The 15,892-nt window shown below is 61.1% G+C and carries 14 protein-coding genes; 3 read left to right on the top strand and 11 right to left on the bottom strand.

The features are described 5' to 3' along the window. From BP846_RS02945 to BP846_RS02985, 9 genes are all read right to left on the bottom strand, one after another. A partial coding sequence (locus BP846_RS02945) for a DUF4430 domain-containing protein (RefSeq protein WP_349680749.1) occupies positions 1–493 on the bottom strand: 493 nt, incomplete at its 3' end. A gap of 786 nt (positions 494–1,279) precedes the next feature. Continuing rightward, on the bottom strand, positions 1,280–2,032 hold the full coding sequence (locus tag BP846_RS02950) for a fasciclin domain-containing protein (RefSeq protein WP_292392553.1): 753 nt from the start codon (positions 2,030–2,032) through the stop codon (positions 1,280–1,282). A gap of 337 nt (positions 2,033–2,369) precedes the next feature. Further along, a complete protein-coding gene (locus BP846_RS02955; protein ID WP_292392554.1) occupies positions 2,370–3,800 on the bottom strand; it encodes an aldehyde dehydrogenase family protein in 1,431 nt (476 codons plus the stop codon). Between the two features lie 40 nt (positions 3,801–3,840). Further along, positions 3,841–4,908, bottom strand: a complete 1,068-nt coding sequence (locus BP846_RS02960) for an MFS transporter (protein WP_292392555.1) — start codon at positions 4,906–4,908, stop codon at positions 3,841–3,843. Between the two features lie 13 nt (positions 4,909–4,921). Then, positions 4,922–6,814, bottom strand: a complete 1,893-nt coding sequence (locus BP846_RS02965; RefSeq protein WP_292392556.1) for a beta-CASP ribonuclease aCPSF1 — start codon at positions 6,812–6,814, stop codon at positions 4,922–4,924. 20 nt (positions 6,815–6,834) lie between these two features. Next, positions 6,835–7,479, bottom strand: a complete 645-nt coding sequence (psmB, locus tag BP846_RS02970; RefSeq protein WP_292392557.1) for an archaeal proteasome endopeptidase complex subunit beta — start codon at positions 7,477–7,479, stop codon at positions 6,835–6,837. Positions 7,480–7,623: 144 nt separating this feature from the next. Beyond that, complete coding sequence (locus BP846_RS02975) at positions 7,624–8,484, bottom strand: CBS domain-containing protein (protein WP_292392558.1); 861 nt, start codon at positions 8,482–8,484, stop codon at positions 7,624–7,626. Between the two features lie 14 nt (positions 8,485–8,498). Next, positions 8,499–8,927 (bottom strand): universal stress protein, encoded by a 429-nt coding sequence (locus BP846_RS02980; RefSeq protein WP_292392559.1) that lies wholly within the window; start codon positions 8,925–8,927, stop codon positions 8,499–8,501. A gap of 36 nt (positions 8,928–8,963) precedes the next feature. Continuing rightward, entirely contained in the window at positions 8,964–10,010 is a 1,047-nt protein-coding gene (locus BP846_RS02985; protein WP_292392560.1) for an amidohydrolase family protein, read from the bottom strand. Between the two features lie 46 nt (positions 10,011–10,056). Between BP846_RS02985 and BP846_RS02990 the strand changes: the two genes are divergently transcribed. Then, positions 10,057–10,215 carry a preprotein translocase subunit Sec61beta gene (locus BP846_RS02990; RefSeq protein ID WP_292392561.1) on the top strand — a complete coding sequence of 53 codons (159 nt, stop codon included), beginning with the start codon at positions 10,057–10,059 and terminating at the stop codon, positions 10,213–10,215. Here BP846_RS02990 and BP846_RS02995 read toward each other — a convergent pair. Further along, positions 10,212–10,961: a coenzyme F420-0:L-glutamate ligase gene (locus tag BP846_RS02995; protein ID WP_292392565.1), complete on the bottom strand. Its 750-nt coding sequence runs from the start codon at positions 10,959–10,961 to the stop codon at positions 10,212–10,214. The genes BP846_RS02990 and BP846_RS02995 overlap by 4 nt on opposite strands. A 187-nt stretch (positions 10,962–11,148) precedes the next feature. Then, complete coding sequence (locus BP846_RS03000) at positions 11,149–12,420, bottom strand: glycosyltransferase (RefSeq protein WP_292392562.1); 1,272 nt, start codon at positions 12,418–12,420, stop codon at positions 11,149–11,151. A gap of 160 nt (positions 12,421–12,580) precedes the next feature. On the opposite strand from BP846_RS03000, the gene BP846_RS03005 reads away from it, so the two are divergent. Both BP846_RS03005 and BP846_RS03010 read left to right on the top strand, forming a co-directional pair. Further along, complete coding sequence (locus tag BP846_RS03005; RefSeq protein WP_292392563.1) at positions 12,581–14,128, top strand: FAD-dependent oxidoreductase; 1,548 nt, start codon at positions 12,581–12,583, stop codon at positions 14,126–14,128. 114 nt (positions 14,129–14,242) lie between these two features. Then, on the top strand, positions 14,243–15,781 hold the full coding sequence (locus BP846_RS03010) for an FAD-dependent oxidoreductase (RefSeq protein ID WP_292392564.1): 1,539 nt from the start codon (positions 14,243–14,245) through the stop codon (positions 15,779–15,781). Positions 15,782–15,892 lie beyond the last annotated feature (111 nt).

The raw sequence follows: 15,892 nt of genomic DNA on the forward strand, positions 1-15,892 counted from the left end.
TCGTGACGTTCGCTTCGGCGGTCGGAGTCACGTTCATCGTCGGTGTGGGAGTCACGTTCCCTGTCGGTGTGGGAGTCACGTTCACACCTGCCCCGGGCACACTCACATGGACCCTCAGTGTATATGAGGCGTTCTCTATGGAGTGAGCCGGAGGCCCGTAGGTGTATGTCACGTTATCACCGTCGGTCACGTTCGTCACCGCGGGTCCGGTCGTGCCCCGCTCACCGTTCACCCAGTACGCCCAGGCATACGGTGTCCCGTTCACCGTCTCGTTCTTTATGCCAGTAATAGATATGATGCTGAGGTTCCCCTCTTCCGGAGGCAGGTCCAGAGCGACCTGGTAATCGAATGCTCCAAGGACCGAGGCTGCGTCAAGTGCTCCAAGCACGGTCGCCTGCGGCACCCTGTAGGATTCAGTGCTGTTTACAGGTGTAATGTTTACATACTCATCAGGATTCAGTTTGACAGGCCCTTCTCCAATCGAGACTGCCATGCTTGCGGCAGCAACCGAGAGGAGAAGAACAATGCACAAACTTAACAGTAAAGGTCGTTTCATGCATATCCCCCCTTGCAGACAGATGAATAATCGAGGTAATATAAAAATATTGTTATAAATATGGTCTGAACATCTACCCGGGCAAATCTGGCCCCCGGTTCAGGATCGTGGGCCAAGGACCCCCGATCTTCTCGTCGCGGGAGGAAGCGGCCCTCAGAAGCCCCTCGTACACGTTCATCCGCGTGGCATGAATTGATGTGCCCGGGAAACGATGTGTGCGTATCTCCACGTTTTATGCCCCATGCGGCACGAAGCGAGGATTATCCGGAAAGACCTCCCGGAGATCTCCCGCGGATTATTGTTACACACAACAGGCGCGAACGACCCCCAAACGGGGATATGGGCTCCCGTCAACGAGCCTATTGCGCTCTCTCCCCCGGGAGAGGTGGAATCACAAGCCTGTGAAGAACATTACTACTCACAGCATCATGCCCCCGACGAGAGGAGGAGACCCCCTTCCTGTCAGCCCCAATGGCGATAGCCACCACGGTCCACTGCAGGGAGACATGCCGTGGGAAATGGCCGATCCCGGGGACAAGCCGGGTCCGGCACCACCCTCATCGGGGCAGGGAAAGACCCGAACAGGGTTTCAACAGAACCATATTTTCGGAAAAAATGAAGTGGCATTAACGCCCGGAACAACAGTTGAGAGCCTTCCGGGCGATACCGGGGGCCGGTAGCGGTGTATGCCGCCCACTTGACCCGGCCTCTTATCCGGTTGCCTCATGCCATCGTTGTGTTGCCCGTCATCCCGGTCTGGTACCCTGCCGTCGTCTGGTTCCCGGTCGTAGTCAGGTTCAGACCTGGAGGCATCAGAACCCGGTCGATGATATGGATCACGCCGTTGGTTGTGTTGATGTCCTTCATAGTGACATTAGCGTTCTCGACCATGATCTGACCGTCGCTGACGGTGATGTTCAGATTCTCACCGGTGAGCGTCTTCAGTGTGGTCATGTTTCCAGTCTGGTTTCTGGTCATGTTCTCGGTCGCATTCCCGGTCTGGTTACCGCCACCCAGGAGCCCGCTGAGGACACCGAGGACACCGCCGCTGGTCTGGTTATCGGTCTGGTTACCGGCCATACTGGTGAGGTTCGCCGAGGTGTACTCGCCCTTAACAACATGGTACTGGAGAACCGTGGTCAGGTTCGTGGTCTCGTTGAAGAGCTGGTTCACCGTAACGTTACCGAGGGCGTTGAACGCTTCATTGTTCGGTGCAAAGACCGTATACGGTCCCCCGGTGTTCAGGGTGTCATAGAGCCCGGTCACGTTGAGCGCTCTGGCCAGCCTCGTCAGGTTCTGGTCCTGGGCAATATACCCGGCAACCGTCATGTTCCCGGTCTCATTCCCGGTCTGGTTTCCAGTCTGGTTACCTGGCGTCATGGTTGCATTCCCATCCCCGACCAGCGCCGCTGTCACAGCAAACGGGATAGCCAGAAGGACGAATATGCATGCGCATAGAGTTATCCATCGATTCATACGCTGTTTCCCCCCTTGGGAGGGCTAAAGGAATGTTTGTTTTAATATATAAACATTACTATATAATTAATAGCGTTTCTGATTGTAGAAATAATCATGTAAACGACTTTTTTGACCCTTGAAGGCCCCCCTGGTCAGGGGGGAACCTTCCCGAAGACCCAGAAGACCCCGAACCTCCAGTCTCCACCTGCTCCGTGCCCCGGGAGAGACCTCGCTTCCAACGCATCGCTGCTAGAGTAGCGCAGAGGACATAGCGCCCCGTGAGATGGACAGGTCTCCCGGACCCCCCGAACCCCCGAACAGGCCCTTTCGGCCCTCCGTCTCGAAGGTTCCTGGCCTACAACCGTATCAGCACGACTTTCTCCTCCATATACTCCTCGAGCGCCCGGCTGCCGTTCTCCCTGCCGATGCCGCTCTCCTTCGTCCCTCCAAACGGCACCTCCGGGGGAATCTTCAGGTGCTGGTTGACCCAGACGATCCCTGCTTCGAGGCCTTCCGTCGCCCGGGCAATCACGTCCGCGCTCCGGGTCCATACCGATGCCCCGAGACCGTAACGGCTGTCGTTCGCCTGATCGATAGCCTCGTCGAGCCCTGAAACAGTCGCGATAGGCAGCACCGGGCCGAAGACCTCCTCCGAGAAGAGGGGCGAGTCGTGCGGGAGCCCGGCAACGAGCGTCGGCAGGAAGAAGAGACCCCGCTCGTACTCCTCCCCACGAGGGGCTCGCCCTCCCGTGATGATCTCCCCTTCACCCCGCTCCCGGGCTGTATCCACCTGGCGCATCACCCGCTCGAGTCCCGCCCGGTTGTTCAGCGGGCCCATGCCGACGCCGCGGTCCATGCCGTTCCCGACCACGATCGTCTCGACCCTTGACGTCAGGCGCCGGATAAACTCATCCGCGACCGACTCGTAGACATAAAGCCTTTTGACCGCCGTGCAGACCTGCCCGCAGTTGTAGAACCGCCCTCTGACGACCCCCTCGACCGCCATCGGTATATCGGCATCGTCACAGACGATCATCGGATCGCTCCCCCCGAGTTCCAGTGTGAGCCGCTTCAGTGCGGGCGCAGCGTCCAGGGCGACCTGTCTCCCGGTCCCGGCCTCGCCGGTGAACGAGACCTTCCGAACGCCCGGGTTCCGCGCGATCTCCCGGCCGACCGTCTCCCCCGGTCCGGTGACGATGTTTAAGACGCCCGGCGGGAGCCCTGCACCCTCGAGGATCTCCGCAAGTTTTGTGCAGGTCAGCGGAGCGGTCGTCGCGGGTTTCAGGACCACGGTGTTCCCCGCCGTCAGGGCCGGGCCGATCTTCCAGCCCATAATGATCGCCGGCATGTTCCAGGGGATGATCGCGCCGCAGATGCCCAGCGGCCGTCTCTGGACAATGGTGCGGCCGTAGCCCCTGAGGTCCATGAACTCTCCCCGCTCCCCCGCGGAGAGGGCATGATAGTACTCGAGGATGTTTGCGAACCCGTTGATCTCGTCGACCGCCTCACGGATGGGCTTCCCCTGCTCGGCCGTCAGGAGCGCCGCAAGGTCGGTGTTCCTGCGGCGCACCTCCTCTGCGGCGAAGAAGAGGACCTTCGCCCGGTCTCTCGGACGTCTGGCCGACCAGTCCGCGAACGCCTCCCCGGCGGCTTCCACAGCCCATCGAACGTCATCCTCGTCGCCGAGCGGTGCTTCCCCGATCACCTCCCCCGTTGCGGGGTTACGCACCGAAAACGTCTTCCCGGAGACCGCGTCGCGCCACTCACCGTTGATCAGCAGTTTCATGCGGTGATCCTATGGACGGGGATGGTAATATGCGCTCTTGTCACCCGGGGTACCCGCACCGGCACCTGCCGATCGTAACCGTCATCACCGCCGCCATCCCGGCAAGCAGGAGAAAAGCAGTCAGGAAACTGAACTTTCCCGCGACCAGCCCGGCAAAGGCGGAGAGAAACGTAAACCCGGCGTAGGTTGCGGTGTTGAAGAGCCCGGTCATAACACCCTGCTGGATCTGTGTCTCTGCAAGGAACGCGAGCACTGCAACGATGATCACCCCGGAAAGAGCCCCGATGACGGGGAGAGCATAGGGCGTAACGTAACCCGCCGCGACCGCCCCGGCCATGAGGAGCGAGGAGACCCGGATGGTCGGTGCAGGACGGAGATCGAGGCGGGGGGCGATGAGCACGGCAACGATGGTCGCGATATTGATCGTCGCGAGTTGAAGAGCAAGAAGCGACGGATCGCTTCCCGTGTATCCCGGGTAGAGAGCCGCTACCGCCCCGGTCATCCCCACAAGGACGGCTGCCGCGGCAAAGAGCCAGAAGTAGTTCCGGACGATCAGGGGAAGATCGGCCCGCGCGAACCTCGCAAGCTTGCTCTCCCTGATGACGGCGCTCATCCCGAGTGCGGGGACGGTGAGCGCCGTAAAGAAGGCTATCCCCGCAAGATGGCTCCCGAAGACGACGTCAAGCCATCCTGCGGCAAGGAGACCCACGACCAGGCCCAGGTTCTGGGCCGCCATGACGTACCCGCTGATCTGCCCGGATGACGGGTGCGAGTTCGCCCACGCGAGCGCCGCCGAGAGAAAGAGCCCGGCCCCGATCCCCTCGACTCCCCGGAAGACGAGGAGCGGCAGGCCTGACGGGAAGAGCAGTATGAGGATCCCGCTTGCGATGGTCAGAAGAAGCCCGGCACGGATGAGCGGCACGCGGCCGATCCGGTCGCTTGCTATCCCTGCCGGGAGCACCGTAACGAACGTGCCCAAAAAGTATGCGGCGTAGACCGCACCCTGCATCGCTGCCCCTTCTGCAAAATCGGGGAGCACCGGGACGACGGCGTTCGAGAGCGCCATCACCACAAATATACCGAGGAGAATGGGCAGGTTCCGCGGCATCCCTAGATCATACTTAGATCATACGGTAGGTCTCGAGGTTCATGGGAGAATGCGTCTCGATACGGTACCGTTTGTAGATGGAACTTGCAAGGTCGATCGTCTTGTTCTCATCACCGTGAATGGTGAAGATCTTCTCCGGGCGCGGCTGAAGATGGGCGACGTAGTTCATCAGCTGCTTCCGGTCGGAGTGGCCGGAGAACCCGTCGCTCGTCGCGATCTCGAGGTTGATCACGATCGTCTCGCGCCACCCAAGCGGGATCTCCCGCCATCCTTTCTGGATACGCCGCCCGAGTGTCCCCTCCGCCTGATAACCGACGAAGACGAGCGCGTTGCGCTCGTCGGGCCCGAGGGCCTTGAGGTACTCCATCACCGGCCCGCCGTTTAACATGCCGCTCGTGGTGATGATGACGCAGGGATCGCCCGAGATCACTTTCTCACGGAGAACCGGCGAGTCCACCTGGACAAAGGCCTCGGCAAGGAAGGGGTTCAACCCTTCGCGGAAGATCTGGTTCCGGAGATCGCTGTTGAGATACTCCGGGTAGGTTGTGTGGATCGCCGTCGCTTCTTTGATCATGCCGTCGAGGTAGATCTTCACCGGCGGTATCTTCTGCCTCCGGATCCCCTCTTCGAGGGCAAGCATGACCTCCTGCGACCGCCCGACGGCGAACGCGGGGATGATCACCTTGCCGCCGCGCTGGATCGTCGCCGAGACTGTCTCGTAGAGTTTCTCTTCCGCGTCCTTCCTCTGCGGCTGGATGTCGTTCGCCCCACCGTAGGTGCTCTCCATGAAGAGGGCTTCCAGGCGGGGGAAGGACGACACAGCCGGAGAGAAGAGCCTCGTCTTCTGGTAGTTGAAATCCCCGGTGAACGCGATGTTGTAGAGACCTTCTCCGATATGGAAGTGCGCGACAGCCGATCCGAGGATGTGCCCCGCGTTATGGAAGGTGAGCTTGACGTCGGGGGCGATGTCGGTCACGCTGCCGTAATTGAGGGTGATGGAGTGCTTCATGTAGGTCCGCACCTCGTTTGAGGTGTAGGGTATCTTATCCGTCTCCTTCCGGACAACGTCCAGGTAGTCGAGCTGGAGCATCGTCGAGAGGTCCCTTGTCGGCGGGGTCGAGTAGACCGGCCCCTCGTAACCGTATTTAAAGAGGAGGGGGACGAGAGCACAGTGGTCGAGGTGCGCGTGGGTGAGCACCACCGCGTCGAGCGAGTCGAGCGGATAGATCTCGGGCACGTAGAGGTACGGCGTCCCGTTCGCGACGTTGCCCGGCTTCTCTCCACAGTCCACCAGGATCTTGCTCTCCGGCGTCGAGATCAGGAACGCGGCACGGCCGACCTCGCGGCAGCACCCAAGCATCGTGACCCGCAGCCACTGATCTTTGCTCGTGGTCTCCCGGTGGATGCGGTGGCCGATCTTTCGCAGGAATGCCTTTCGCTCATCCTTCACCGACCGCAGATACGTGCGGATCTGCTTCACCGTGGAACTCTCGATGGGCGGTGTCCGGACCACCTTCGGCGTCCAGCCGATCTGCTTTGTGATCTCCCGGAGCGTTATGCCGTTCTTGCCGATGACCACGCCGGGTTTCTCCGCCTCGATCAGGACCTCGCCCGTCTCCGGGTCGAAGAAGAGGTCGGAGACCCCTGCGTTCTCCGGCACAACGGCCCGGATCTCCTGGGCCGCCCGTTCCGGGTCTTCAAGGATATTCGGGCGCACGACGATGCGCTTACGCAGATCGCGTGCCAATATTTTTATCAGGTCCGCCTGATCGGCAAACTGTTTCGGATCATCGGTATAGATTACCAGTTCAGGCCCTTCGAATTCGACGTCTGAGATTGTAATTCCACTGGGAACAATCTTGTTGATCTGCTCCTTAAGTTCCCGAAGTTTCTCTTCAATAACCATTAAAATCGTCCTAAAAAATGTCAGGGTGTCTGGAGGGCCACAGATGGCCTTTGCAACCCGCTCTCTATCTGTTCTTCGTATTTGTCTTTCGTTATCACGACCACCATGATCTCCTCTCCGGATGCGGAGTCACGGCGCATCGCCGACCGGACAGCGCGGACGGCGAGGTCCTTCGCCTCGTCTTCCTTCATGCCCGGGCGGTACTGGTCTTCGAGCACACCATAGGCAAAGGGAGATCCCGAGCCGGTGGCGACGATATCCTCTTCCCTGGTCGCTCCGCCCATAGCGTCGACGGAGTAGACGCTCGGCCCCGATTCGTCGAACCCGCCCATCAGGAGCTGGACGTAGTAGGGGTAGTAGCGGTTCTGGTTCAAGTAGTTCGAGAGCAGGGTCGATGCCGCACCGACAGACATGGTTTTGCCGCGGCGCATCTCGAAGAGGTTGCACTCGACCTGCAGAATCCGGACCAGCTGCTGCGCGTCCCCGACGCCGCCGGCAGTGGTCAGGCCGATCCTGGGCGTAATCTGGTAGATCTTCTTGGCACGCTTGCTCGCGATCATGTTCCCCATCGTCGCCCGCATCTCTGTTGCAAGGACTACGCCTCCGTTGAAGATCAGTCCTACCGTGGTTGTACCTTTCATAATTTGCTCTGAAACATCAAGCATTGAAGCACCCCTAAAACCATTAAAACGCTTTACCTCGCTGAAAAGCGGTTAAGCGTATAGCGATATCATAAAACATAAATTTATCGTCGTACTGGACAACAGCACGATACGATAACTATCCCTATGTTATATGAATGTTGCCCCTTAATTCTTTCGTAAGCCCAGCTGGTCCGGCAACAGAGCTTTGATCAACTCCCGGTCGAAGAGCATAGCAATGAGCCGCTTGTTTCCGTTGACCACAGGGAGCTGGTCGACCCGGGCACGCCTCATCTTCAGTGCGCATTCGCCGACATCCGCGTTGATGGGAACGGCGAGGACGTTCTTGACCATCGCATTCTTTACGGGGATCGGGAGGAGCTGGATCCTTGAGATACCGTAACTGATGGTATGCATATCCCGGATGCTCTCCCAGGTCCACTCGTCGTCGTCTGTACCGTTTGAGAAGTCGCTGACCTCGACGCCGTCCTCGATGCAGGTATGCCTGATGAGGTCCCGCTCCGATATGATGCCGGTGAGCGTGCCGTCCTCCATCAGGATGGGGATGGCGTCGTAGCCCGAGATCTCGAGGACCCTCCCGACGAGCGAGAGAGGCGTATCCTCCCAGAGGGCATAGGTCTTGCTGACATAATTGTCTCTGATCGGCACAGTGAGGCGCATCTGGGCGATGGCGCCGATGAGGTCGGCCACGCTGATGATCCCGATCATAGACCTGTCCTCCACGACCGGGAGCCTTCTGATGTTATGCCGCACCATCAACTGGGCTGCTTCCGTGATGGGGGCGTCCGGCCTGATGACGACCGGATCAGGCGTCATCAGGAGCCCGAGCTGGGTCTCTTCCGCTTTACGGAGGAGATCTTTACGGGTGATGATGCCGACGAGTTCGCCGCCCTTGAGGACCGGAACACCACTTATGCCCGTGCGTTTCAGTATACGCAGGACGTCGTCCCGGTTCCCGGGGATCTCAACACAGACGACGTCGGTCACCATAAAGTCCCGGACGAGCATCTGCTGAGGAGAGGCTATGATCTCACCACCGTGGTCGTAATGGGGCTGTTTTGCACGACGTAGTCGGTCACACTCCCGAGGAGAAGCCGATCGACGCCGCTCTTACCATAGGACCCGAGGACGATGAGGTCGATTCCCAACTCTTCGGCAAGGGAGACGATCTGGGATCCCGCGTGCCCCTGCCGGAGGTGCGTGGTAAGCGAGATACCCGCCGCATCTGCCTTCTTTCGCGCGGATTCAAGGATCTCCTCTCCTTCCTTCTGCAAAACACTGTAGATTACTTCGAGTGTGTTGTCCATGGGAAGGGATGAAAAGAGCCCGGATTCAACCACATAAACGACATGAACTTTGGCGTTCCAAACGCTGGCCTCCTCGAGAGCTGCCTCTAAAGCACGACTGGCCGGTTCGGAACCATCTATAGCAACAAGTATCTTACGGAACATACACACCACGCAGAACAGATACTTCTTATCTCGTTTCTATTGCAGGGTTAAAACATTTTGGCCAATGGATGAAGAATCCAGCCGCTTTACTATGGTCGCCGGGATATCTTTGCTGAAGGAGATGTTGCCTTTTGCCGGGTTTATGACCAGGAAATGCGCTTCCCGCCCCGCCTCCAGGTACCCGGGCCGACCGGCGATCCCGGCCCCGGATATTGCGGCACGCAGGACCTCGTCAGGGGGCGCGCGGTAGACGGTTGCGGTAAAAGACATCTCCTGGAGCAGGTTGGGTTGAACAATCATAACGTTATCCGTCCCGAGATAGAACCTGCCTCCAAGTTCGAGTATGCGCGCTATCGGCGGGTGAGCCGGCGATGTCGTAACCCCGAGCAGCCAGTTTGACCTCGGACAGATGGCAATGGGGATCGCCATATCGACTATCTGCCGGAGTTGCGCGTCTGTCGCGTGGGTGCAGTGGACGAGCAGGTCGGGCTCAAACGCAAGCGCCTCATCGATATCGTCCGGATTCTTCTCGCCGGCATGGAAGGCGACGAGCCTGCCGGCGAGCCGGGCTTCCCTGACGATCTCTTCGGCGTTCGCCACGTCATGGACACTGCTGATGCCCGCCCCATCGCTCACCTGCTCCCCACCTTCGCGGCCGAGGATGACGGGCCGGCAGTCGAGCCCGGCCGCAGCCTCGCGGAGCGCCGCCACACCGGCGGCTCCCCCTTCCCTGAAATCGGCAAACCCGGCCGTTCCGGTCGCGATCATCGCGATAATGCTCGACCGCATCCCCCGGACGAGTTCCGCCCGCGGCGTTGCCGCAAGGATCCTGTGCTTTAAGCCGTTTGGAGGTTTGACGAGTTCAGCGAGGCTGCCCCGGGCGGGAAGGTCCATCGCGACAGTGTCACCGAGGTGCGTATGGGCATTGAAGAAGGCGGGCACGATCCACCGGTCCGGCGTCCCGGGAGAGGGTTCTATCGCGGTGATGATACCCCCCGAGACGGTGATACTCACGTCCTCTTCGAGAAGGTCTTCGCCGAGGAGTGCCCGGCCGGTGACGACATAAGATGTGACTTCCTGCATCTCTCTGGACCTTTGTTTTATATATTGCAAGGGAGAATATTTCTCTATGGCGAAAAAATCTGGCGGAAGACTGGTATCCTCTGCCGGCCTGGTCAACTACTATGACAGCGAGGATCACCGGGCTATCCATATCAGCCCGGAGACCGTGATCGTCGTAACCATCGTGACCGGAGTGGCAGTCTTTATCCTCAATGCTCTCTTCTAATCTTTTTTGTTCTTCGCGAGGGCTGACCTGATGATGTCCTCCTCGGGCGTGAAGTAGACCGCATCGTGCCCGTTCCAGGCCCTGCAGTTCCTGAAGACCACGGCAGGAACACCCTGGTGGCTCTCACCCATGACGAAGTTCGCGAATGCCGCAATCTCATCGACCACCGCTTCTTCAGTGATCTCGAGGACATGGCCGAAGAGGTCAGTGTCGCCCCGATAGTCGTTGATCGCCGTCATTCCCGCCCATCCTATGGCGATGCCGGTCTGACCGCGCCGGAATGACCGCCCGCAGGTGTCGGTAATGATTACCCGGACGTCCTTTTTGGTGATGCGGCGGACCGCGCTCCGGACCTCGGCGGCGGCTCCCATGGGGTCGGGCGGGAGGATGATGATCCGGCCGTCTTCGATGTTGCTGTGATCGACGCCTGCACGCACGCCGATGTGGCCGGATGGCAGTGCCGAGAGGATGAACGGATACTCAAGCAGGATGTCGACGGACGAGTCCAGCACCGCCTGCACGAAGCGGGGGTCTTCCTTCGTCTTTGCCGCAATCCGCACGGCGTCCGCCCCGGGGGTGATGGTGGCGAGGTCGCGGGTGAAGCCCTTTGCCTTTGAGTAGACAGACGAGGCGATGGTGAGGATATCTCCATCTTCCAGCGTGACCCGGTCGCAGATCAGGGCCGGCAGATCGTCACCTTTCCGGATCAGGGGGAGACCCTGAACACCGATTACCTGGATATCCATAGAATTCACGGATCAGTGATCGTATCCGATTGCAGAAAAATGCTCGGGTTTCTCGCGGCGATATGCCGGCAAATCCCAGTGATAATACCCCTGCTCCGGGGTGCGGCGCGTGAGCGGCTCCCCGCCATTGAACCCGGATGTGCCGCAAGGTGGGGGCGCGCCATCCGGGTCCCACCCTCTTGAAGGATCACCGGCAGGGAGAACCCACGTTCCCGCTCATTCGGAACTCCGGCTCGAACGATCCGATCAGGTCGAGGTACTGCTCGATGGTGCGGGTGAAGAGAAAGCACTCCCGCACCGTCTCATGCGCTGCATGCCCGAGCCGCTCCGCGAGGCCGGGGTCACGGAGCAGCCGGACGATCCTCTCAGCCGCTTCATCGACGGAGGAGACCAGAAACCCGTTCTCTCCGTCCCGTATCTGGTAGCGAATGCCGCCGACGTTCCCGCCGATAACCGCTGCGCCCTTCCACATCGCCTCCGATACGGTCATGCCGAAACCTTCCCGGATGGATTTCTGCAGGACGACCGCTGCGCGGCGCTGGAGCGCGTTCACGAGCGCCCCGTCCTGGACGCTCAGCACGATGATCCGATCGCCCCGGTGGGAGAGAAGCGACCGGTAGACCTCGGCACCCTCCGGGTCGTCGGTCGCCACGTTCCCGACGAGGACCAGGGTGCACTCTTCCTGCTTCCTCGCCTTCTGAAATGCCCTGATTACCCCCTCGGGATCCTTCCAGCGGTCAAATCGGGAGACCTGCACAACCAGGGGAAGGTCGGTGGGGATGCCGTAGTGCGCAAGGCGCTCGTCGATGGCGTTCTCTGAGAGTTCCCGGTTCACGATGGAGAAGGGGTCGATAGCGGGCGTGAAGAAGACCTGCGGCGTCTTGAGGTTCTGGCTGTATTCCCTGCAGGAGAGGACGACAGCATCGTATCTCTCGATGAACGGGGCGAGGTAGTTCCAGACCTTCCGGTTCGGTTTGGTGAGGTCGATGTGGCAGCGCCATATCCAGGGATTCTTCTTCCGGTAATGCGTGATCATCGGGAGCGGCTGTGGGTCGTGGATGAAGACCATGTCGTGGTTTAAGTGGTTTCTCACAGCGTTCTCGTGGACGACCTGCTCGTAGATCTCCTTCTTCCGGCCGGTCAGGTTGATATCCGCTCCCTGGAGGGCGTTGTGGAACTTCTTCGTCACGCTGAAGAAGTCCGGCGGACCGTGCACGACCCGCCATCCGGTCTGTATGTCGAGGCTGTTCATCAGGAGCGTCAGGGACGCGAGGAGCTGGGAGACACCTCCACCGTAGTAGGTGGAGTTCATATGCAGGATGTGCATATCCCGGAGCGGCCGTGCCTTCGCCTCAATACGGCGGATCGTTTCTTTTCCCACATATCGTTCATATGCCCTGATTCCGTGCGTCGCGCTCATCCCGATCAGGCCTGCATTCTCGCGATCGCTCTTATGCATATCGGCAGGTCTCAAGCGTATGCGGGGGTATCCCCCGCGAGTCCGCACCGCCGGAGATCTCCACCGGGTGGCCCGGGGAGAACCCTGCCGCTCCTGCACCGCGCCCGGCACAACCGTTATATAGGCGCCCCGGCACCCATCAGCCGGGAGGCGAAGAAGCATGGGAGAGTCACCGGAGCGTAACGGCGGCCTGCCGGGGAAGGCAGAGTCATACTGGATAGACACCTCACCGGAGACGGGGTTTCCGCCCCTCGACGGGGGCGGGCGCATGGACGTCACGGTGATCGGCGCCGGGATAGCGGGTATCACCACGGCCTTTCTGCTGAAACGGGCGGGGCTGACTGTTGCCCTCATTGACGCCTACCGGATCGCCAGAGGCGCCACCGGCTATACGACGGCGAAGATCACGTCGCTCCACCGGCTGATCTACACCGAGCTCATCGACCGGTTCGGCGAGGAGAAGGCCCGGCAGTACGCCGGTGCAAACCAGGCAGCGATCGAGACGATCGCGTCCCTGGTCCGGGAGTATAACATCCCGTGCAGTTTTGAGCGGAAACCCGCCTACACCTACGCGGAGTCGGAGGAGTCCCGCACTATTGTCGCGGCCGAGGCGGACGCGGCAAAGAGTCTCGGGCTCCCTGTGGCGTATGTGGATGATATTCCGCTCCCCGTGAGGGCGCACGGGACGGTCATCCTGGAGGACCAGGCACAGTTCCACCCGCGGAACTACCTCCTGCTGCTCGCGGGGCACCTCCCGGGGGAGGGGAGTTACATCTTTGAGATGACCCGCGCTGTGGGTATCAAGGAGCAGGACGACGAGGTGACGGTTCAGACCAGCCGGGGCTTGCTCTCCTCCGACCATGTGGTCCTTGCCACGCACTACCCCATCTACGACCGTCCGGGCTCCTACTTTGCCAGAATGCGGGCTTCACGCTCTTACGCGCTCGGGCTCCGGATCGACGAGCCGTTCCCGAACGGTATCTTCATCAACGCCGCCGGTGCGGTCCATTCCTGGCGGTCGCAGCCTGCCGGTGACGGCGATATGGTCATCGTCACCGGCGCACCGCACGACACCGGGAAGGCGACCGACACAAAGGCCCACTACCGCAGCCTCGAGGGGTATGCGCGGTCGGTCTACCCGGTCCGGTCCGTCGACTACCACTGGTCGACGCAGGACTACATCACGGCCGACCGCGTTCCCTACATAGGCCGCCTGGCCGAGGGGCACGACCGCGTCTTCGTCGCAACAGGCTTTGGAAAGTGGGGGATGGCAGCCGGCACGGCGGCGGGGATGATCCTCACGGACCTGATCCGGGGTCGTTCCAATCCCTGGATGGAGGTCTTCGATCCTGCGCGGTTCAAGGAACAGCCTGAGTACCCCGACCGGGTGCAGAAGAGCCTTCAGTCTGCCGGGGGGGCGTTCGAGGTCGACGCCGCCCGCATCGACCGGGAGGTCGCGGCGATACCGCCCCGGGAGGGGAAGGTTGTCCTGATCGACGGACAGCAGGTTGCAGTCTACCGGGATGAGCACAGCAGAGTCCACACGCTGGACCCGACCTGCATGCACATGGCCTGCACCGTCGCCTGGAATAACGCAGAGAAGTCCTGGGACTGCCCCTGCCACGGCTCCCGCTACGACGCTTACGGAAGGGTGATCGAGAGCCCCACGGTGAAGGACCTTGTACAGAAGGAGGTCGTCCGGAGGTAGTTCCGCGGGAGCACCCCTTCCCCTTCCCGGTCCCATACCTATATATGGCCCCGGCATAATGGGGAGCGGTTACCGCCGTGAGTGAGGAGCGGGCGGGCAGAAGGAGGTTTTCGCATGGAGCACGAGCCGGGTATGGGATATGGCCTGCCGGGCAGGCACGAGTCGTTCTGGATGGAAACAGCCCCGGAGACGTCGTATCCCCTCATGCCGGGGAACCTGGAGACCGATGTGGCGGTCGTGGGCGGCGGCATCGCCGGGATCACCACCGCTGTCCTGCTGAAGCAGGCGGGCTATACGGTTGCCGTGATCGAGGGGGGCAGGATCTGCAGGGGGGTGACCGGCCACACGACGGCGAAGGTCACGGCGCTCCACCGGCTCATCTACCACCACCTCATCGACCGGTTCGGGAGCGGGCAGGCAAACCAGTACGCCGACGCGAATCAGGCCGCTATCGAGACGATAGCATCGTTTGTCGAGCGCTACGACATCCCCTGCGACTTTGTCCGGAAACCTGCCTACACCTACGCGGAGTCGGAGGAGTCTCGCGACCTTGTCGCGGCCGAAGCGGACGCGGCACGAAGCCTCGGCCTCCCGGCGACGTTCGTGGACGATATCCCGCTCCCCGCGAGAACCTACGGTGCGGTCATCCTGGAGAACCAGGCGCAGTTCCATCCCCTGAAGTACCTCCTGCGGCTGGCCTCCCTGATACCGGGCGACGGAAGCCACATCTTCGAGACGACCCGGGCACTCGAGGTGCTGGACGACAGGGACCGATGCATGGTCAGGACGGAGCAGGGGACCGTCACGGCCCGATCCGTGGTCCTCGCCACGCACTATCCCTTCTACGACGGCCCGGGGTTCTACTATGCGCGGATGGAGCCGTCGCGCTCCTATGTCCTCGGCGTCCGGACCGGCGAGCCGTTCCCGGACGGTATGTTCATCAACGCAGAAGGGCCCGCCCACTCGTGGCGGTCGCAGCCCGCCAGTGGGGGCGAACTGGTGCTTGTCACCGGCCTCGGCCACCGAACCGGCGAGAACGTGGATACGAGGGAGCACTACCGCCGCCTCGAGGAGTACGCCCGGACGGTCTACCCGGTTCGGTCCGTCGACTACCGCTGGTCCGCGCAGGACTACATCACCATCGACGGCGTCCCCTACATCGGCCCCCTCGCCAGCGGCCACGAGAATGTCTACATCGCAACGGGCTTCCACAAGTGGGGGATGACCAACGGCACCGCGGCCGCGACTATCCTTGCTGATATGGTTCAGGGACGCCAGAACCCCTGGGCAGAGGTCTACGCCCCCGACCGGTTCAAACCGGCGGCATCGGTCCGGCGGTTCCTCGTGCACAACATCGAGGTGGCCGAGAAGTACGTCGGCGGAGCGATATCCCGGCCTTCCGGGGACCTCGCGGACGTCGGGCCCGGGGAGGGGAGGATCCTGATGATCGAGGGAGAGAAGACGGGGATATTCCGGGACCAGGAGGGCCGGGTCCACGCGGTCAACCCCACCTGCACCCATATGGGGTGCGTCACCGCATGGAACAGCGCCGAAGAGACCTGGGACTGCCCCTGCCACGGCTCCCGCTACTCCGCCGATGGCAGGGTGATCCACGGACCGGCTGTTAAGGGGCTCAGGCCGCGGGGGGGTTGAGTATCTGTCCCCGGGGTCGGCATTCGTGCATCAGGTGCTCAAAATCCGGTAGTGCCCTACGAAACAACTGGTCATCTGAGATCCCATCCTGGTGTTCCCGCTTGCATGCAA

The organism is Methanoculleus sp. UBA303, from assembly GCA_002501655.1.
Lineage (GTDB): Archaea > Halobacteriota > Methanomicrobia > Methanomicrobiales > Methanoculleaceae > Methanoculleus.

Excerpts from the sequence above, each read along its gene's own strand:
- BP846_RS02950 (WP_292392553.1), bottom strand. The coding sequence starts at position 2,032 with ATGAATCGATGGATAACTCTATGCGCATGCATATTCGTCCTTCTGGCT.
- BP846_RS02955 (WP_292392554.1), bottom strand. The coding sequence starts at position 3,800 with ATGAAACTGCTGATCAACGGTGAGTGGCGCGACGCGGTCTCCGGGAAG.
- BP846_RS02960 (WP_292392555.1), bottom strand. The coding sequence starts at position 4,908 with ATGCCGCGGAACCTGCCCATTCTCCTCGGTATATTTGTGGTGATGGCG.
- BP846_RS02965 (WP_292392556.1), bottom strand. The coding sequence starts at position 6,814 with ATGGTTATTGAAGAGAAACTTCGGGAACTTAAGGAGCAGATCAACAAG.
- psmB (WP_292392557.1), bottom strand. The coding sequence starts at position 7,479 with ATGCTTGATGTTTCAGAGCAAATTATGAAAGGTACAACCACGGTAGGA.
- BP846_RS02975 (WP_292392558.1), bottom strand. The coding sequence starts at position 8,484 with ATGCTCGTCCGGGACTTTATGGTGACCGACGTCGTCTGTGTTGAGATC.
- BP846_RS02980 (WP_292392559.1), bottom strand. The coding sequence starts at position 8,927 with ATGTTCCGTAAGATACTTGTTGCTATAGATGGTTCCGAACCGGCCAGT.
- BP846_RS02985 (WP_292392560.1), bottom strand. The coding sequence starts at position 10,010 with ATGCAGGAAGTCACATCTTATGTCGTCACCGGCCGGGCACTCCTCGGC.
- BP846_RS02990 (WP_292392561.1), top strand. The coding sequence starts at position 10,057 with ATGGCGAAAAAATCTGGCGGAAGACTGGTATCCTCTGCCGGCCTGGTC.
- BP846_RS02995 (WP_292392565.1), bottom strand. The coding sequence starts at position 10,961 with ATGGATATCCAGGTAATCGGTGTTCAGGGTCTCCCCCTGATCCGGAAA.
- BP846_RS03000 (WP_292392562.1), bottom strand. The coding sequence starts at position 12,420 with ATGCATAAGAGCGATCGCGAGAATGCAGGCCTGATCGGGATGAGCGCG.
- BP846_RS03005 (WP_292392563.1), top strand. The coding sequence starts at position 12,581 with ATGGGAGAGTCACCGGAGCGTAACGGCGGCCTGCCGGGGAAGGCAGAG.
- BP846_RS03010 (WP_292392564.1), top strand. The coding sequence starts at position 14,243 with ATGGAGCACGAGCCGGGTATGGGATATGGCCTGCCGGGCAGGCACGAG.